The following is an 18,506-nucleotide window of genomic DNA, read 5'->3' as shown; positions in this document are numbered from 1 at the left end:
GAAGAGTTTTTTGGCTCGTTTCGATTGGCGATATTGAAGGGCGCAGTTTGCCTGCTACTTGAGGTCTATGAAACAGATTTTGATTATTGGCGCGTCAGGCGGGGTCGGATCGGCTCTGGCGGCTGCATATACGGCACGTGGTGATCAGGTGACGGGCCTGTCGCGGTCGGTTGACGGATTGGACCTGACGGACGAGGCGAGCGTCGAGGCGCATATCGGCGCGCTGGATGGCCCCTTTGATGTGGTCATCGTCACGTCTGGCGCGCTTGAGATTGACGGGGCAGAGCCGGAAAAGACCATCAAATCCATCACTCAAAAGGCGATGATGGACCAGTTTGCGCTGAACGCGGTTGGCCCTGCGCTGGTCTTGCGCCATGCGCCCGACCTTTTGCGCCGCGACGGGCGTGGCGTTTTTGCGGTGCTGTCGGCACGGGTTGGGTCGATTGGCGACAACAGGATCGGTGGTTGGATCAGCTATCGCAGCGCCAAGGCGGCGGTGAACCAGATTGTGCATACCAGCGCCATCGAACTGGCGCGGTCGCACAAGCAAAGCATTTGCGTGGCGCTGCATCCCGGAACGGTCAAGACGCCATTCACCGAAAAATATCTTGCCCGCCATCCTGCGGTCGCAGCATCGGAGGCGGCGGAAAACCTAATGTCGGTGATCGACGGTTTGACGCCTGAACAGACGGGTCAGTTCTTTGACTGGGCCGGAAAGGTAGTGCCATGGTAGCGCGGCTGGTTCTGGTCCTTGGTGACCAACTGTCGGAAGGGCTGAGCGCGCTGCGCGCGGCAGATAAGGCGCGCGACACCATCGTCATGGCCGAGGTCACGGACGAGGCCAGCTATGTCAAACACCACCCCAAAAAGATCGCGCTGATCTTTGCCGCGATGCGCAAATTCGCCCGCGCGCTGGAGGAGGACGGCTGGACCGTTGCCTATACGCAGCTGGATGATACGGAAAATGCAGGCTCTATCGTGGGGGAATTGCTGCGCCGTGCCGAACAGACCGGCGCGACCGAGGTGCTGGCAACAGAGCCGGGCGAATGGCGGCTCATCGACAAGCTGAAATACGCGCCCCTGAAGGTCGAGGTTCTGCCCGACGATCATTTTTTGGCATCACATTCGGAATTCGAAGGATGGGCAGACGGGCGCAAAGCGCTGCGGATGGAATATTTCTACCGCGAGATGCGGCGCAAGACCGGCCTTTTGATGGAGGGCGACAAGCCCGCTGGCGACAAGTGGAATTTCGACCACGACAACCGCAAGGCCGCGCCGGATGATGTTACCGTCGATGGCCCCCTGCAATTTGAACCTGACGCCATCACCCGCGAGGTGCTGGATCTGGTGGCGGCGCGTTTCGGCGATCACTTTGGCGATCTGGAGCCGTTCTGGTTTGCCACAACGCGGGCCGAGGCATTGCAGGTGCTGGATCATTTCATCGAACACGCGTTGCCCCGGTTCGGCGACTATCAAGACGCGATGCTGAACGAGAACCAGTTTCTGTACCATGCCGTCATTTCGCCCTACCTGAACATCGGCCTGCTTGGCCCGTTCGAGGTGTGCGAGGCGGCAGCGGCAGCCTATGCAAAGGGCAACGCGCCGATCAACGCCGTCGAAGGGTTCATCCGGCAGATCATCGGCTGGCGCGAGTATGTGCGCGGCATCTATTTCCTTGAGGGGCCTGACTACACGCAGCGCAATGTGCTGGGCCACACGCGCGACTTGCCGTGGTTCTATTGGGGCGGCGAAACGCGCATGAACTGTGTTTCAAAGGCTGTGGCACAGACCAAAAGCCAAGCCTATGCGCATCATATCCAGCGGCTGATGGTGACCGGCAATTTTGCCTTGCTGGCGGGGATTGATCCGCATCAGGTGCATGAATGGTATCTGGCGGTCTATGCCGATGCGTTTGAATGGGTCGAGGCCCCCAATACCGTGGGGATGAGCCAGTTCGCCGATGGCGGTGTCATCGCGTCAAAGCCCTATGTGTCGTCGGGGGCCTACATCAACCGGATGTCAGACCACTGCAAGACGTGCCACTATTCTGTCAGCGCCAAGACAGGGGAAAAGGCCTGTCCGTTCAACCTGCTTTACTGGCATTTTCTGGACCGGCACAGGGACCGGTTTTCGGGCAATGCGCGGATGGGGAATATGTACCGGACGTGGGACCGGATGGCTGCCGAAAAGCGCGAGACGGTTCTGGCGGAAGGGGATGCGCTGTTGAAGCGGCTGGACGCGGGCGAGGTGATCTAGGCCGATGGTGTTCCGGAAGAGATTTTTGCGCTCCGCGCAGGGGATATTTAAGAGCCAGAGAAGGGGGACCGGTACGGTTCAGGCAGGGTCGTGGAGAGCGCGGCTGTCTGTGGGGGCCTCGTCGCGGTCGAACATGCCGTAGTCGCGCATGACATGGGCGATGCGAATGCGGTAGTCTTTGAAAATGGTGTCGCGGCCCGCTTTTTGTGCGCCACGATGTGCCGTGAGTTCGCGCCATTCATCAAGTGAAGCCTCGTCGCGGAAGAAGGATATCGACAGCAACTTGTCTGGGTTGGTGAGCGACTGGAAGCGTTCGACGGAGATGAAGCCGTCGATCCTGTCCACCAAGGGCCGCATCTTGGCGGCCATATCAAGGTAGTCGGCGCGTTTGTCGGCGTGGGGCGAAACCTCGAAGATGACGGCAATCATTCGGACAAGGCCCCGTTGACCCAGTTGCCGGTTGCCTCTTCGCCCGTGTGATAGCGCATGGTGCCGGTGCCTTGGCGTTTGCCGTCCAGGAACGTGCCTTGGTAGACATCGCCATTGGCATAGGTGGCCGTGCCCTGACCCGAGATCACACCGCCGGCCCATTCCCCCTCGTAGGTGAAGCCGTCGGCCATGGTGATCTTGCCCATACCTTCGCGTTTGCCATTGGCAAAGCTGCCCTCATAGACGGTGCCATCGGGGTAGGTCGCCGTGCCTGCGCCGTGGCGCTGGCCGTCTTTCCAGCCGCCTTCATAGCGGTAGCCGTCGGCATAGGTCATTGTGCCCATCCCGTCGTTGCGCGCGTTTTTGAAGTCACCCTCGTAGACGATCCCGTTGGGATAGGTCGCAATGCCGCGTCCTTCGATAACGCCGACGGCCCATGACCCTTCGTAGCTGGAGCTGTCGGGATAGGTGATCTTGCCCTGACCATCTGCCAGATCATCGCGGAAGCTGCCCGTATAGACGGACCCGTCAGGATAGGTCACCTGACCTTCGCCTTCGATTTGGCCGGCCACCCAGGACCCTGTGTAGGTATAGCCGTCGGTGCCGGTAAATGTTCCCTGGCCGTCGCGGCGGTCATCCTTGAATTGACCATCATAGACATCGCCATTGGCATAGGTCACCTTGCCCTTGCCCTGACGTTGGCCCGCAACCAGATCACCCTCGTAAATGTCGCCATTGGGTTGGGTCAATCTGCCTGTGCCATCAATCTGCCCGTCTTTCCAAAGCCCGACATAGGTGAGCCCGTCGGGCATTGTCAGCGTGCCCGTGCCGTTGCGTTCGCCATTCTGGATTTGGCCATCATAGACGGCACCATCGGGATAGGTGATCTTGCCCACGCCCTGCTTGACCCCGTCGACCCAATCGCCCTGATATTCATATCCGCCGGGGGATTGCATCACCCCTTTGCCGTGGTGTTTGGCATTGCGAAACGCCCCTTCGTAGCGGACACCATTGGCATAGATGGCGATGCCCTGGCCCATGATCGCGCCGCCCTGCCACTCACCTTCAAAGGTGCCGCCATCGGCAAAGGTGATCTTGCCAACACCGTCAGGTTTGCCTTTGGCGAAACTGCCTTCGTATATGGACCCGTTGGGAAAACGTGCGATACCTGTGCCTTTGATTTCGCCATCGGCCCATTCGCCGGAATATTCATAGCCATTGGGCAGGGTGTAGGTGCCCGTGCCATGCTGGACCCCGCCGCGGAATGTCCCTTCGTAGATGCCGCCATCGTCATATTGCTTGCTCAGCACCGATCCGTCTTGGGCCAGCGCAGAGAACGGCAGCAGGCTTAGGCACAGGATCAGGGGGGTAACGGTTAACCGGGACATATTACTGCTTTCGACTAAAAGGGGCACCGGATCGGGGTTGGCGCTTTTTGTTACGTCCAAGACTAAGCAATGGGCACCAAGGGGGCAATCGTCTTTTGCGAGACGGGCAAGACCCTTTCCCTTGGCGCATGATCTGCTACATCCAACGCGGACAATATCGAAGGATCGCCATATGACATCGCGTTTTCGCATCACGCTGGGACAGTTGAACCCGACCGTCGGGGATTTGGCCGGGAATGCCGACCTTGCCCGCGATGCATGGGCCAAGGGCAAAGCTGCAGGTGCCGATCTGGTCGCGCTGCCCGAGATGTTTATTACCGGCTATAATGCGCAGGACCTGGTGATGAAGCGCGCCTTCCAGCTGGATGCGATGACCCATATCGACGCGCTGGCGGCAGATTGTGCCGATGGCCCCGCATTGGCAATCGGCGCACCCTGGGTCGAGGGGGCAGAGCTGTATAACGCCTATCTGATCCTTAAGGACGGTAAAATCGCCAGCCGCGTTCTAAAGCACAATCTGCCGAACGAGACGGTGTTTGACGAAGTCCGCATTTTTGACAGCGGCCCGTTGGGCGGGCCGTATTCCGTCGGAAATACCCGCATCGGCAGCCCGATCTGCGAAGATGCCTGGCATCCTGATGTAGCTGAAACCTTGGCGGAAACCGGGGCTGAATTCTTGTTGGTGCCCAATGGATCGCCTTACTATCGCGGCAAGTTCGATACGCGGCTGAACAATATGGTCGCCCGCGTGATCGAGACCGAACTGCCGTTGATTTACCTGAACATGGTCGGCGGTCAGGATGACCAGGTGTTCGACGGGGCCAGCTTTGGCCTGAACCCAAGTGGCAAGCTGGCGTTCCAGATGCCGACATTCGATAGCGAAATCGCACATGTCGATCTGCAAAAGGGGCCTGATGGCTGGCGTATTGTGGATGGCCCCAAGGTACGTCTGCCGTCGGAATACGAGCAAGATTACCGCGTCATGGTTCTGGGTCTGCGCGATTACATGCGCAAGACCGGCTTTAAAAAGGTGCTGCTGGGCCTGTCGGGCGGGATCGATTCGGCGATTGTCGCGGCGATTGCCGTGGATGCGCTGGGCGCAGACAACGTGCGCTGTGTGATGCTGCCCTCTGAATACACCTCGCAGGCGTCGCTGGATGATGCCGAGGCCGTCGCAGAGGCGTTGGGCTGTCGCTATGACTATGTGCCGATCAAGCAGGGGCGCGCGGCGATCACCGACACGCTGGCACCGCTGTTCGAGGGCACAAAGCCCGACCTGACAGAGGAAAACATCCAGTCGCGTCTGCGCGGTTTGCTGCTGATGGCGATGAGCAACAAATTCGGCGAGATGCTGCTGACCACGGGCAATAAATCCGAGGTCGCCGTGGGCTATGCCACGATCTATGGCGATATGGCGGGCGGGTATAACCCGATCAAGGACCTGTATAAAACCCGCGTGTTTGAAACCTGCCGCTGGCGCAATGACAATCACCGCGACTGGATGATGGGGCCTGCGGGCGAAGTCATCACGCCGCGTATCATCGACAAGCCACCCACGGCGGAACTGCGCGAAGACCAGAAAGACAGCGACAGCCTGCCCGATTACCCCGATCTGGACGCGATGCTGGACATTCTGGTGGATCAAGACGGATCAATCGCCGACTGCGTCAAGGCGGGCTTTGACCGCGATGTGGCCAAGAAGGTCGAGCACCTGATCTATATCAGCGAATATAAACGGTTCCAGTCTGCCCCGGGGCCGCGCCTGACCAAGGGCGCGTTCTGGCTGGACCGGCGCTATCCTATCGTGAACCGCTGGCGCGATCCCAGCTGAACGCCGCCTCATTTTCTGGACAATCTGGCCGTGCTGTGACAAGCCAGCGGCCAACAGGAGAACCCAATGACCATCACCCGCTTTGCCCCATCCCCCACCGGTTATATCCACGTCGGCAACCTGCGCACGGCGCTGATGAACTATATGATTGCCCGCAAGAATGGCGGCACCTTCATCCTGCGCATCGACGACACAGATCCGATCCGCAGCAAGGAAGAATATGTCGAAGGCCTGAAAGAAGACCTGACATGGCTGGGCCTGAAATGGGACCGGGTTGAGCGTCAGTCCGAACGGTTGGACAAATACCGCGCTGCGGCCGACAAGCTGCGCGAGATGGGCCGTTTCTATGAAGCCTGGGAAACGCCCACAGAGCTGGACCTGAAGCGCAAGAAACAGCTGAACATGGGCAAGCCGCCGGTCTACGACCGTGCGGCACTGAACCTGACCGAAGCCGAAAAGAACAAACTGCGCGAAGAGCGTGGCCCCGGTGTCTGGCGCTTTAAGCTGGATCAGGAACGCATCGAATGGAATGACGGCATTCTTGGCGATATCTCGATTGATGCGGCGTCGGTTTCCGACCCTGTGCTGATCCGTGCTGACGGGCAGATTTTGTACACGTTGGCGTCGGTCGTCGATGATACCGAAATGGGCGTAACCAATGTGGTGCGCGGATCGGATCACGTGACCAACACGGCGACGCAAATCCAGATCATGCAGGCGCTTGGCGGGGCTGTCCCCGAGTTTGCGCACCATTCGCTGCTGACCGGCCCGCAAGGCGAAGCGCTGTCCAAACGCCTTGGCGTTTTGGCCCTGCGCGATCTGCGTGCGCGCGGTGTTCAGCCCTTTGCGTTGCTGAGTGTGCTGGCACGGATCGGGTCGTCTGACCCGGTAGAGCTGCGCACGACCATGGAAGAACTGATCGAAGGATTCGACATCAGCCACTTCAGCTCAGCCCCGACCAAGTTCGACGTCGAGGACCTGTTCCCGATGACCGCCCGCTATTTGCAGACCTTGCCGCTTGAGGCTGTCGCGGAAGACATCGCAGCGATCGGGGTGCCCGACGACAAGGCGGCACTGTTCTGGCAGGTCACGCGTGAAAACATCACCACGCTGCAAGACCTCAAAGGCTGGTGGGACATGTTCAGTCAGGGGGCGGAGCCTGTGATCGCCGACGAGGACAAAGAATTCATCGCCGAGGCCATGGCAATGCTGCCCGAGGGCGCGTTCGACGAGACGACATGGAGCACCTGGACAACGGCGGTCAAGGAAAAGACCGGACGCAAAGGCAAAACCCTGTTCATGCCGCTGCGTCTGGCGCTGACCGGACAGGCGCGCGGCCCCGAGATGGCCGCGGTGCTGCCGCTTTTGCAAGTTGTGAAGGCGCGCGGATGATCGGGCGGGGGCATCCGGGCGCAAGTTCGGGAGCCTTCGGCGAAAGTTTATTTGGCAAAATGAATAGAGGGCGCGCGTGTCATGGCTGACGGGCGCGCCAAATTTTTGTCGGGCAACCTTTTTGGTCATGTGGCGACCATGTCGCTGATGGCGTCAGTCGGACTGGTTGCGGTTTTTCTGGTCGATTTTGTCGACATGATTTTCATCTCGATGTTGGGCAAGGCCGAGCTGGCGGCGGCTGTTGGCTATGCCGGTGCGATCTTGTTTTTCACCACGTCCTTTGGAATTGGTCTGGGGATTGCGGCGGGGGCTTTGGTCGCGCGGGCCTTGGGGCAGGATGATATGGCTTTGGCCCGCGAGCGGACCACCCATGCGCTGTGTTATGGCGCGATCTTCGGGATCGTGTTTGCGGTGTTGGTGTTTCTGGCGCTGGACTGGCTGGTGCATCTGGTCGGCGCACAGGGGGAAACGGCGGATCTGGCCGTGCATTTCTTGCAGATTGTTGTGCCATCGGTACCGTTCTTGATGTTGGGCATGATGGGCAGCGCCATTTTGCGGGCTCACGGGGATGCGCGCCGCGCGATGATGGCGACAATTGCTGGCGGGATCGTCAATGCGATCCTTGATCCGATCCTGATCTTTGGCTTTGACCTTGATCTGACCGGGGCGGCACTTGCGTCTTTTGTGGCACGGGTGGTGATTGCCTATACCGCGCTGATGCCGATCGTGCGCCATTATGGCGGGATCGCCCGGCCCAGGTTGGGCGGCATGTGGCGCGATCTGTTTCCGGTGCTTGCGATTGCGGTGCCGGCGATCTTGACCCAGGTCGCGACCCCTGTGGGGCAGGCCTATGTCACCCGCGCGATGGCGGCTTATGGCGAAGAGGCCGTGGCAGGTATGGCGATTGTCAGCCGCATGATGCCGGTGGCTTTTGCGGTGATATTCGCGTTGTCGGGGGCGGTGGGGCCGATCATCGGGCAAAACTTTGGTGCAGGGGATATCGGGCGGGTCAAGCGGACCTATAATGCGGGTATCCTGTTTGCCGCGATTGTCATCGTCACGATTTCGGTCGTTTTGTTTTTGACGCGGGGGCCGTTGGCGGCGTTGTTTGATGCGGATGGCATCACGATGACGCTGATCTTTTTGTTCTGCGGGCCGCTGTCGCTGGCGTTTTTCTTTAACGGGGTGTTGTTCGTGTCGAACGCGGCCTTCAACAATATGGGGCATCCCTATTATTCCACCTTCACCAACTGGGGGCGCAACACGGTTGGCATGGTGCCGCTGGTATGGCTGGGCAGCGTCCTGTTCGGCGCGCCGGGGGTATTGATCGGGCAGGCGGCGGCGGGCGTCTTGTTCGGCGGATTTGCATGGGTGCTGGCACTGCGGATGATCGCGAATGGCGGCCAGCCCAAGGGTCCGCGCCCCGAGGTGTTTGGCCGCGAGGGCCGGTTGATGTCGTTACTTCACCTGCGCCGCTAGACGGTACAGGTTGTCGTCAACGAGGGCTTTTTCCTGCACGGTCAGGGATTGATGGTGGGGATAGAGCGGTGCGGCGCGGTCGTTTCGCACCGGCGTGTCCCAGCCGCGGGTGGTATCGAAAAAGCGCGTGACGCCTTGGGTGCCGTATTCGCGCAGAAACCCCTGAACCACCACATCAAGATAGCTGAGCAGGATCGCGTGATCGCCGCCGTGTTTCTGGTTTTCGGGGGCGATGGAGTAATGCGCCATGTCAGGGGCGGGCAGGATATCGTGTCGCACACCATTGCCGGAGTTGATCCGGTCATAGCCGGTTTCACGGGCGTCCAGGGCCTCCCAATCCGCCCCCGGCACGGCAGCGATCAACCCGTCGACAGTGGTGTGCGGGTCCGGTTCTACGCTGAGGAAAACCAGATCGCGTTCTGCGGTGCGCACCCAGACCCGACGCCACCCCTGCAACTGCGCGGGGCGCGCATCGGGGTAGGTGTGGGTGCTGCGGTTTACGAGGCTGCCATAGCCGAAGAAATAAGGTGTCATGGCCGCGTTTTCGCCGATGCGGGTGGCGATGTCCACCGCGGCTGGCGGTTTGCCTGAACAAGAGGCATTGCGAAAAACAATCGTCACCATCGGCGTGACGTCACTTGACGCTGCGCCATCTTCCGGCATAGCAATAGCCACCGTAACGGGAGAACTGGGGAAACCCGGTGCCGAAGGAGCAACCGCCCCGGAAACTCTCAGGCAAATGGACCGTTACGTGACCGAAAAACTCTGGAGAGTGGTGCCACATGCACCCGCCGAAGGGATAACGATCTCAGGCGAAAGGACAGAGGGGGCATTTTGTTGGGCGCATTTTTGCGGCCTGCTTAGTGCCAGTTTGGTCGATGGCCTTCTGGATTTGAAAAGAAGAGGCCTGTGACCATGAGCGATCTGCACCAAACCCCGTTATACGAACTGCATTTGGAATTGGGCGGTAAAATGGTGCCCTTTGCGGGGTATTCGATGCCCGTGCAATACCCGATGGGCGTGATGAAAGAACACCTGCACACGCGCAGCCAGGCGGGCCTGTTTGACGTCAGTCATATGGGGCAGGTGATGCTGTCTGGTGCGTCCTGGGAGGCCGTTGCGGCTGCGTTTGAAACGCTGGTGCCGATGGATGTGCTGGGGCTGGCAGACGGGCGGCAACGCTATGGGTTGTTCACCAATGACACGGGCGGGATCGAGGATGACCTGATGTTCGCACGGCGTGGCGATGACCTGTTTGTCGTGGTCAATGCCGCCTGCAAGGGCGCGGATATCGCGCGGATGAAAGCCGCTCTTGAACCTGAAGTAACGGTGACACCGATCACCGATCGCGCATTGATCGCGGTGCAAGGGCCAACGGCCGCAGCGGCGGTTGCGTCGCTGGATGCGGCGGCGGCGGATATGCGGTTTATGGATTTTGGCACTTTGAACCTGGACGGGATCGAGGTCTGGGCATCGCGGTCCGGCTATACCGGCGAAGACGGGTTCGAGATTTCAGTGGCTGATGCGGAGGCCGAAACGCTTGCGCGGCGGTTGCTGGCGCTGGACGGCGTCGAGGCGATCGGATTGGGCGCGCGGGATTCCCTGCGGCTTGAGGCGGGCCTGTGCCTGTATGGCAATGACATTGACGCCCAGACCAACCCGGTCGAGGCGAGCTTGACCTGGGCGATCCAAAAGGTGCGCCGTAAGGGTGGCGACCGCGAAGGTGGCTATCCGGGGGCCGACGCGGTGCAAAAGGCGTTCGAGGGCGGTGTGGCGCGCAAGCGTGTCGGGCTGGCCCCGCAGGGCCGCGCGCCGATGCGCGAAGGCACGCAGCTATATGATGCCGAAGACGGCGGTCGGCTGGTGGGCAGTGTTACCTCGGGCAGTTTCGGACCGACTTTGGGCGGGCCTGTTGCCATGGGCTATGTCGGTGATGAATATGCCAGCGTGGACACCGCGCTGTGGGGCGAGGTGCGCGGCAAGCGGTTGCCTGTCCGTGTGGCCAAGCTGCCCTTTGTGGCGGCGAATTTTAAGCGATAATCAACAAGGGACGAAAAGATGAAATTTACCGAAGAACATGAATGGCTGCGCGTTGAAGGCGACGAAATCACCGTAGGCATCACCATTCACGCGGCCGAGCAATTGGGCGATGTAGTGTTTGTGGAACTGCCCTCGGAAGGGACCGTGGTGAGCAAGGATGACGAGGTCGTTGTGATCGAATCCGTGAAAGCGGCATCCGACATTCTGGCCCCGATTGATGGCGAGATCATCGAGGTGAACAGTGCCCTGACCGACAACCCGGCGATGGTGAATGACGACCCGCAGGGCGAGGCGTGGTTTTTCAAGATGAAAGCGTCTGATTCAAGCCAGATGGACGAATTCATGGATGAAGCCGCCTATCAAAAATTCATCGGGTAAACCGATTTGCCCCCGTCGGAGCCTCCGGCGGGGATTTTAAACCATTTGGAATGAGGGGCGTTGCGCCATGGTTTTCAAGCCAACCGAATATTTGCCGTATGATTTTGCCAATCGCAGACATATCGGACCGTCTCCGGCGGAAATGTCGGATATGCTCAAGACTGTGGGGGCGCAAAGCCTTGCGGCGTTGATTGACGATACAATGCCCGCCAAGATCCGCCAGAAACAGCCGCTGGATTTTGGCAAGCCTATGTCGGAGCGCGAAGTGCTGGAGCATATGCGCGTGGTGGCGGGCAAGAACAAGGTGCTGACCTCGTTGATCGGGCAGGGGTATCACGGGACGGTCACGCCGCCTGCGATCCAGCGCAATATCTTTGAGAACCCCGCCTGGTACACGGCCTATACGCCGTATCAGCCCGAGATCAGCCAGGGCCGGCTTGAGGCGTTGTTGAACTTTCAGACCATGATCAGTGATTTGACCGGGCTTGAGATCGCCAATGCGTCCTTGCTGGACGAGGCGACGGCTTGTGCCGAAGCGATGACCATGGCGATGCGGGTTGCGAAGTCGAAGGCCAAGGCGTTTTTCGTGGACCGCGATTGCCATCCGCAGAATATCGCCGTGATCCAGACCCGTGCAGCCCCGTTGGACATCGAAGTGATCATCGGGGACCCCGACAAGATGGATGCGAGCGCCGTCTTTGGGGCGTTGTTCCAGTATCCCGGCACTTACGGCCATGTGCGTGATTTCACATCGCATATCGCAGCGTTGCATGATGCCGGTGCGTTGGGGATTGTGACCGCTGACCCGATGGCGCTGACTTTGCTGAAGGAACCCGGCGCGATGGGGGCCGATATCGCTGTTGGATCAACCCAGCGGTTTGGTGTGCCCGAAGGCTACGGTGGCCCGCATGCGGCTTATATGGCGTGCAAGGACGCCTATAAGCGGGCGATGCCGGGGCGGATTGTGGGTGTGTCGATTGATGCCCATGGCAACCGCGCCTACCGCCTGTCGCTGCAAACCCGCGAGCAACATATCCGCCGTGAAAAGGCGACATCGAACGTATGTACGGCGCAGGCGTTGCTGGCCGTGATGGCGTCGATGTATGCGGTGTTCCACGGGCCCGAGGGGTTGAAAGCCATCGCACAGCGCATCCACCGCAAGACCGTGCGGCTGGCGAACGGGCTGGAGGAAGCCGGGTTCAAGGTTGATCCGCAGGCGTTCTTTGACACAATTACCGTTGACGTCGGCCCGTTGCAGGCGGCCGTGATGAAATCAGCGGTGGACGAAGGCATCAACCTGCGCCGCGTTGGCGAAACCCGCGTTGGTATTTCGCTGGACGAGCGGAGTGTGTCTGCGACCATCGAAGCGGTCTGGCGTGCCTTTGGCATCGTCAAAAGCGACGAGAAATTCGAGGCGCAGTACCGGTTCCCCGAAAAGATGATGCGCGAGAGCGAGTATCTGACCCACCCGATTTTCCACATGAACCGCGCCGAGACCGAGATGATGCGTTACATGCGCCGCCTTGCCGACCGTGATCTGGCCTTGGACCGCGCAATGATCCCGCTGGGGTCGTGCACAATGAAGCTGAACTCGGCTGCGGAAATGATGCCTGTCAGCTGGCGAGAATTTTCGATGATCCACCCGTTTGTGCCGCAAGATCAGGCGCTTGGGTACAAACACATGATCGACGATCTGTCGGCCAAGCTGTGCGATATCACCGGCTATGACGCGATTTCCATGCAGCCCAATTCGGGTGCGCAGGGGGAATATGCGGGCCTGCTGGCGATTGCCGCCTATCACCGCGCCAATGGCGAAGCGCACCGCAACATCTGTCTGATTCCGATGTCGGCCCATGGTACAAACCCCGCCAGCGCCAATATGGTCGGCTGGAAGGTCGTCGTGATCAAAACCGCCGCCAATGGTGATATCGATCTGGAGGACTTCCGCGAGAAGGCCGAAAAGCATAGCGAAAATCTGGCCGGTTGCATGATCACCTATCCGTCGACCCACGGGGTGTTCGAGGAAACGGTAACCGAAGTCACGCGCATCACCCATGATCATGGCGGTCAGGTCTATATCGACGGGGCCAATATGAACGCGATGGTCGGGCTTGCCCGGCCCGGTGATGTGGGCGGCGATGTCAGCCACCTGAACCTGCACAAGACGTTCTGCATTCCCCATGGCGGCGGTGGCCCCGGCATGGGCCCGATTGGTGTCAAATCGCATCTGATCCCCTATATCCCCGGCCATCCGAATGGCGGTGAGGGGGCGGTTTCTGCGGCACCTTACGGGTCGCCATCCTTGTTGCCGATTTCATGGTCGTACTGCCTGATGATGGGCGGCGACGGGCTGACGCAGGCGACGCGGGTTGCTATTTTGAACGCCAACTACATCGCCAAGCGGCTCGAAGGGGCCTATGACGTGCTGTACAAAGGGCCGACGGGGCGCGTCGCGCATGAATGTATCTTTGACGTGCGTCCGTTTGAGGAAAGTGCAGGCGTTACGGTCGATGACGTCGCCAAGCGCCTGATTGATGCGGGTTTCCACGCCCCGACGATGAGCTTCCCTGTGGCGGGCACGCTGATGGTGGAGCCGACGGAATCCGAGACCAAAGCCGAGCTGGACCGTTTCTGCGATGCGATGCTGGCGATCCGCGAGGAAATCCGTGCGATTGAAAACGGTGATATGCCGCGCGAGAATAACGCGCTGAAAAATGCGCCGCACACGGTCGAGGATCTGGTGGGCGATTGGGACCGGCCCTACACGCGCGAGCAAGGGTGTTTTCCCCCCGGTGCGTTCCGCGTCGATAAATACTGGCCGCCGGTTAACCGCGTGGACAATGTGCATGGCGACCGCAACCTGATCTGCACCTGCCCGCCGTTGTCGGATTACGCAGAAGCGGCAGAATAAATGCGAGCCTGCGCGTGGGTGACCCCCATGCGCAGGCGCTTTGCTATTCGCTAAGGCACGCGGATAGCTTTTTCAGGCGGTTCCATTCAAAGGCTCTAACGCGGGTATTATTCCCGTGCGCGCAGCACCTGTGCCGGACGGGCATTCAATGCTTTGACGGCAAACCCGAGCGATGCCAGGACAGATGCCAATGCGCCCCCGATGATGATCAGTATCGCCGAGGACCACACAACGCTGAAGTCTGTTTCCATCACAAAGCGGCTGACAGCCCAGCCCCCCAAGATACCCGCAAGCAGGGCCACTGCCCCGGCGAACAGGCCCAAAAGCGCTGCACGCAACAGGAAGCTGGTTGCGATGGCGCGGCGGGATGCGCCGAGCGTTTTCAGCAATGCGGCCTCGTAACGGCGTGCATCGGCACCCGCCGCCGCAGCACCGATCAGCACCAGAAACCCCGTCAACAGGGTCGCCGCTGCGCCGTATGATGTGGCGGCGGCCAACCCTGCCAGCACGGCGGCCACGCGATCAATGGCATCGCGCACCCGAATGGCTGTGATGTTGGGATAAGCTGTCGCGATATCGCGCAGGATCGCGGCTTCGGCCTCGGGTTCGGCATAGACAGTCGAGATAAACGTATGCGGTGCACCTTCGAGTGCCGAGGGGTTCATGGTCAGGATAAACCCGATGCCAGCGGTGGAAAAATCCACCTCTTGAAAGCTGGCGATCGTGCCGGTGACGTCGCGCCCCAGCACGTTGATGGTCAGGGTATCGCCAAGGTCCAGGCCGATTTCCTCGGCCTCTTCGGCGGCAAAGCTGATCAGGGGCGGGCCGGTGTAATCGGCTGCCCACCATTCACCGGCGGTGATGTTTGCCTCTTTGCCCGGTTCGGCGGCATAGGTCACACCACGATCACCGCGCACGACCCAATGGTCGCCTGCCACATCCTTGGCCGGGCGACCGTTAATCTGGGTCACCACGCCGCGCAGCATCGGCGCGCTATCGATGCGGCTGACAGCGGGGTCATCGGTCAAGCGCTTGGTGTAGCCGTCGATCTGGTCTTTCTGGATATCGACAAAGAAATAGGAAGGCGCGATTTCCGGCAGATTGCCCGAGATGGCCTGCCTTAAATTGCCATCAATCTGTCCGACTGCGGCCAGAACTGACAGACCAAGCCCAAGTGACAAAACCACAGCGCTGGCCCCTTCGCCATTGCCGCCAATGGCGGTGAGCGCCCAACGGACCTGCGGATACCCGCGTGCCAGATGCGCAGCACGTTGCGCCAGAAACCGCACGATCAAGGCGGCGAGGGTCAGGATCAACAGCGCGCCAGCGATGCCGCCCAGCGTCCACAGGGTCAGCATCCAGCTGCCGTTGAACCACCCCGCCAATGTGATCAGCAGCGCAACGGTCAGCGCGATGACGGCGATATAGCGCGGTGCCGGAAAACGGGCGGCTCCGTCCCAAGCATCGCGGAACAGCGTCGCGGCGCGGACGTTTTCACTGCGGGCCAACGGCCAGAGGGTAAAGGCAAAGGCGGTCAGCAGCCCGTAAATGCCCGCCTCGATCAGAGGGCCGGGATAGATGGAAAAGGCTGCGGGAATAGGCAGGCGGGCCGAAATAAGCGGCGCAAAAACCAGCGGCGCGATGGCCCCAAGGATCACACCAATCGCAACGCCAAGCAAAGACAGCAGCCCGATCTGGATAAAATAGGTCTGGAAGATGGTGGCGCGGTCCGCACCAAGGGCACGCAGGGTCGCGATGACTTCGGTCTTGCCGTTCAGATAGGACCGCACGGCCGCCGATACGCCCACGCCCCCTACGGCAAGGCCCGACAAACCCACCAGCACCAGAAACGCCGTCAGACGTTCGACAAAACGCGACACGCCGGGGGCACCGTTGCGGGCGTCGGTCCAGCGCATGCCGCTGTTTTCAAACCGCGATTGCGCGGCGTTTTTCAACTGGTCGAGTTCGGTCTCGGCTGGCAAAAGCATCCGGTATTTTGAATTGAACAACGTGCCGGCAGACAGCAGGCCCGCGTTGTCCAGACTGTCAGTGCGCAGCAAGGTGCGTGGCCCAAGGGCAAAGCCGCTGGCAGCGCTGTCGGGTTCGCGCATGATCAGGGCGGTCAGGCGAAATTCCTTGGTGCCAAGTTTGAACACGTCACCGGGGGACAGGCCCAGCCGGTCCGACAATGCGCGTTCCATCACCGCGCCGGACATGCCATCACTGTCGGCAAGTGCCTGTTCCAGGGGCATGTCAGGTTCCAGCAGCATGGTGCCGACGAGTGGGTAAAGGTTATCCACCCCCTTGATCTGGGTCAGCGCGCGGTCTGCGGCGCTGCCATCGCCAACGACTGCCATCGACCGGAATTCAACAATCTCTGACACCTTGGTCGCTTGGGCATCAATCCATGCGCGTTCGTCCGCGGTGGCAAACCGGTAGGTAAAATCAAGCTCGGCTGTGCCGCCAAGCAACGCGGCACCTTCGCGCTGCAAGCCGCCTTCGATCGCGGATCGCACGGACCCAACGGCAGCAATCGCCGCCACACCAAGGGCAAGGCAGGCCAGAAAAAGACGAAACCCCCGCAGCCCCCCACGCATTTCACGACGGGCAAAGCGGGTCGCAAGAGAAAGGCTCATACGATGCGCCCGTCGGTCAGGGTCACGACACGGTCACAGCGGGCGGCCAGTTCGTCAGAGTGGGTGACAAGCACAAGGGTCGCCCCGTGTTTTCCGCGCAGATCAAACAGTAGATCCATGATTGCGGCACCGTTGGTGCTGTCCAGATTGCCGGTCGGTTCATCGGCCAGCAAAATCGCAGGGCGCGGGGCAGAGGCGCGGGCAAGGGCGACACGCTGCTGTTCACCGCCTGACATCTGCGCAGGATAGTGGTTCAGTCGGTGCCCCAGCCCGACAGCGATCAATTCGGCCTCGGCCCGATCGAATGCATCGGCGACGCCGTTCAACTCCAGCGGGGTGGCGACATTTTCCAGCGCGGTCATGGTGGGGATCAGATGGAACGACTGAAACACGATCCCCATACGCCCGCGCCGGAACTTGGCTAGACCGTCCTCGCTCATTGCGGTCAGGTCCTGGCCCAAGGCGCACACTGTGCCGCCTGTGGCTTTTTCAAGCCCGCCCATGACCATCAGCAGCGATGACTTGCCTGAACCGGAGGGACCGGTAAGCGCGACCGTGTCGCCTTGTGCAACGTTCAAAGTGATCCCATGTAGGATATCTACTTGTCCGGCATTGCCATTCAGTTTCAGGGACGCATCTTGAAGTTGGAACACCGGGTCGGTCATTGGGCTGCCTTTTTGTTGGTAGTTCCTGTTGGATATGGAGGTTTCGCAATGATGCACAAGGTTTTAGCTGGCATTGTTCTGGTTTTTGCAGGGCCCGTCGCGGCGGAGCCTGTTGTAATAGCGGCATTGGGTGACAGTCTGACGCAGGGGTACGGTCTGCCTGCCGAGGACGGTTTGGTGCCACAACTGCAAACTTGGCTTGATCAGAACGGTGCTGAGGTCACGCTGATTAATGCGGGTGTGTCAGGCGATACGACGGCGGGCGGGCTTAGCCGTGTCGGTTGGACGCTGACGCCGGATGTCGACGGGATGATCGTGGCGCTTGGCGGGAATGACCTGCTGCGCGGGCTGGACCCTGCGGTAAGCCGCGCCAATATCGACGGTATTCTCAACGCCGCACAAGCCGCTGACGTCGAGGTGTTGCTTGTCGGGATGACCGCGCCGGGCAATTACGGGCCTGACTATAAATCATCATTCGATGCGCTCTATCCCGAACTGGCTGAACAATACGAGGCGGAATTTTTATCGAGCTTTTTCGCCGGATTGGCGGTGGATGGAAAGCTGCCCGAGCTTTCCCAGGCGCAGTCGTTTTTCCAGCCAGACGGGGTGCATCCGAACAAGGAAGGCGTGGCTAGAATCGTGATGGCGATGGGGCCAAAGGTCTTGGACCTGATCGAAGATATCAAAGCACAATAAAAAACGGGCACCTAGATGCCCGCATTTATCTTGAAACTGGTTTGCCAGATTTAGGCGAGGGCGATGTTGCCAGCGCTTTCGCGCCCGTCACGACCTGCTTCGATGTCAAAGGTCACCTTTTGGTTGTCTGCCAGACCTGTTAGGCCTGCGCGTTCAACCGCCGAGATGTGAACAAAGATGTCCTTGCCGCCGCCATCAGGCGCGATAAAGCCATAACCTTTTGTGGTATTGAACCATTTTACGGTGCCAGTTGCCATGCTCCGTTTCTCCTGTCTTTGGGCTGCCCGCATTATGCGGCAGCGTGGCTCGGTCAGAACTTGATCGCACCGTGGCCAAAGCCGAAGAGGTCGAAAGTCTTTCGCGTCGCACCAGAAATATTGGCAGCCGCCTTTTCAAAATCAAGAG

The 18,506-nt window shown here is 60.1% G+C and carries 15 protein-coding genes and 1 riboswitch; of the genes, 9 read left to right on the top strand and 6 right to left on the bottom strand.

The features are described 5' to 3' along the window. Nucleotides 1-67: 67 nt before the first annotated feature. The gene (locus ACSQ13_RS14760) at nucleotides 68-733 is read left to right on the top strand and encodes an SDR family NAD(P)-dependent oxidoreductase (protein WP_176247991.1); all 666 of its coding nucleotides are present in this window, start codon (nucleotides 68-70) and stop codon (nucleotides 731-733) included. Beyond that, entirely contained in the window at nucleotides 727-2,256 is a 1,530-nt protein-coding gene (locus ACSQ13_RS14755) for a cryptochrome/photolyase family protein (RefSeq protein WP_295512448.1), read from the top strand. The genes ACSQ13_RS14760 and ACSQ13_RS14755 overlap by 7 nt, the downstream gene beginning before the upstream one ends. 78 nt (nucleotides 2,257-2,334) lie before the next feature. Here the strand turns inward: ACSQ13_RS14755 and ACSQ13_RS14750 are convergent, their stop codons facing one another. Together ACSQ13_RS14750 and ACSQ13_RS14745 are read right to left on the bottom strand one after the other, a co-directional pair. After that, on the bottom strand, nucleotides 2,335-2,685 hold the full coding sequence (locus ACSQ13_RS14750; protein WP_176247993.1) for an antibiotic biosynthesis monooxygenase family protein: 351 nt from the start codon (nucleotides 2,683-2,685) through the stop codon (nucleotides 2,335-2,337). Beyond that, nucleotides 2,682-4,073 (bottom strand): MORN repeat-containing protein, encoded by a 1,392-nt coding sequence (locus ACSQ13_RS14745; RefSeq protein ID WP_176247994.1) that lies wholly within the window; start codon nucleotides 4,071-4,073, stop codon nucleotides 2,682-2,684. Before ACSQ13_RS14745 ends, ACSQ13_RS14750 begins: the two co-directional genes overlap by 4 nt. A 172-nt stretch (nucleotides 4,074-4,245) precedes the next feature. Here ACSQ13_RS14745 and ACSQ13_RS14740 point away from each other — a divergent pair, with 172 nt between their 5' ends. The 3 genes from ACSQ13_RS14740 to ACSQ13_RS14730 all read left to right on the top strand — a co-directional run bounded on the left by ACSQ13_RS14740 (nucleotide 4,246) and on the right by ACSQ13_RS14730 (nucleotide 8,775). After that, nucleotides 4,246-5,904, top strand: a complete 1,659-nt coding sequence (locus tag ACSQ13_RS14740) for an NAD+ synthase (RefSeq protein WP_176247995.1) — start codon at nucleotides 4,246-4,248, stop codon at nucleotides 5,902-5,904. A 66-nt stretch (nucleotides 5,905-5,970) separates the two neighbouring features. Further along, nucleotides 5,971-7,296, top strand: coding sequence for a glutamate--tRNA ligase (gltX, locus tag ACSQ13_RS14735; protein WP_176247996.1), 1,326 nt, complete (start codon nucleotides 5,971-5,973; stop codon nucleotides 7,294-7,296). Nucleotides 7,297-7,377: 81 nt separating this feature from the next. Then, entirely contained in the window at nucleotides 7,378-8,775 is a 1,398-nt protein-coding gene (locus ACSQ13_RS14730) for an MATE family efflux transporter (protein WP_176247997.1), read from the top strand. On the opposite strand, the gene ACSQ13_RS14725 is transcribed toward ACSQ13_RS14730, so the two are convergent. Then, nucleotides 8,755-9,309, bottom strand: coding sequence for a gamma-glutamylcyclotransferase family protein (locus tag ACSQ13_RS14725; RefSeq protein ID WP_295512508.1), 555 nt, complete (start codon nucleotides 9,307-9,309; stop codon nucleotides 8,755-8,757). The two genes, ACSQ13_RS14730 and ACSQ13_RS14725, sit on opposite strands and share 21 nt — an antisense overlap. Before the next feature lie 136 nt (nucleotides 9,310-9,445). Then, a riboswitch (glycine riboswitch) is annotated at nucleotides 9,446-9,532 on the top strand. 158 nt (nucleotides 9,533-9,690) lie between these two features. On the opposite strand from ACSQ13_RS14725, the gene gcvT reads away from it, so the two are divergent. The 3 genes from gcvT to gcvP all read left to right on the top strand — a co-directional run bounded on the left by gcvT (nucleotide 9,691) and on the right by gcvP (nucleotide 14,104). Next, a complete protein-coding gene (gene gcvT, locus ACSQ13_RS14720; protein WP_176247998.1) occupies nucleotides 9,691-10,815 on the top strand; it encodes a glycine cleavage system aminomethyltransferase GcvT in 1,125 nt (374 codons plus the stop codon). 18 nt (nucleotides 10,816-10,833) lie between these two features. Further along, nucleotides 10,834-11,193: a glycine cleavage system protein GcvH gene (gcvH, locus tag ACSQ13_RS14715; RefSeq protein WP_295512446.1), complete on the top strand. Its 360-nt coding sequence runs from the start codon at nucleotides 10,834-10,836 to the stop codon at nucleotides 11,191-11,193. A 67-nt stretch (nucleotides 11,194-11,260) separates the two neighbouring features. Further along, nucleotides 11,261-14,104, top strand: a complete 2,844-nt coding sequence (gene gcvP, locus ACSQ13_RS14710) for an aminomethyl-transferring glycine dehydrogenase (protein ID WP_176248000.1) — start codon at nucleotides 11,261-11,263, stop codon at nucleotides 14,102-14,104. Between the two features lie 107 nt (nucleotides 14,105-14,211). Here gcvP and ACSQ13_RS14705 read toward each other — a convergent pair whose 3' ends face one another. Both ACSQ13_RS14705 and ACSQ13_RS14700 read right to left on the bottom strand, forming a co-directional pair. Next, nucleotides 14,212-16,740, bottom strand: coding sequence for an ABC transporter permease (locus ACSQ13_RS14705; protein WP_295512444.1), 2,529 nt, complete (start codon nucleotides 16,738-16,740; stop codon nucleotides 14,212-14,214). Then, entirely contained in the window at nucleotides 16,737-17,405 is a 669-nt protein-coding gene (locus ACSQ13_RS14700) for an ABC transporter ATP-binding protein (RefSeq protein WP_176248002.1), read from the bottom strand. The genes ACSQ13_RS14705 and ACSQ13_RS14700 overlap by 4 nt, the downstream gene beginning before the upstream one ends. 48 nt (nucleotides 17,406-17,453) lie before the next feature. Here ACSQ13_RS14700 and ACSQ13_RS14695 point away from each other — a divergent pair, with 48 nt between their 5' ends. Next, nucleotides 17,454-18,101, top strand: a complete 648-nt coding sequence (locus ACSQ13_RS14695) for an arylesterase (RefSeq protein WP_176248003.1) — start codon at nucleotides 17,454-17,456, stop codon at nucleotides 18,099-18,101. 50 nt (nucleotides 18,102-18,151) lie between these two features. Here ACSQ13_RS14695 and ACSQ13_RS14690 read toward each other — a convergent pair whose 3' ends face one another. Further along, nucleotides 18,152-18,358 carry a cold-shock protein gene (locus tag ACSQ13_RS14690; protein ID WP_008227897.1) on the bottom strand — a complete coding sequence of 69 codons (207 nt, stop codon included), beginning with the start codon at nucleotides 18,356-18,358 and terminating at the stop codon, nucleotides 18,152-18,154. Nucleotides 18,359-18,506 lie beyond the last annotated feature (148 nt).

The organism is Sulfitobacter sp. SH22, from assembly GCF_965641905.1.
GTDB lineage: Bacteria > Pseudomonadota > Alphaproteobacteria > Rhodobacterales > Rhodobacteraceae > Sulfitobacter.
This window is presented reverse-complemented; position numbering and strand designations above follow the sequence as displayed.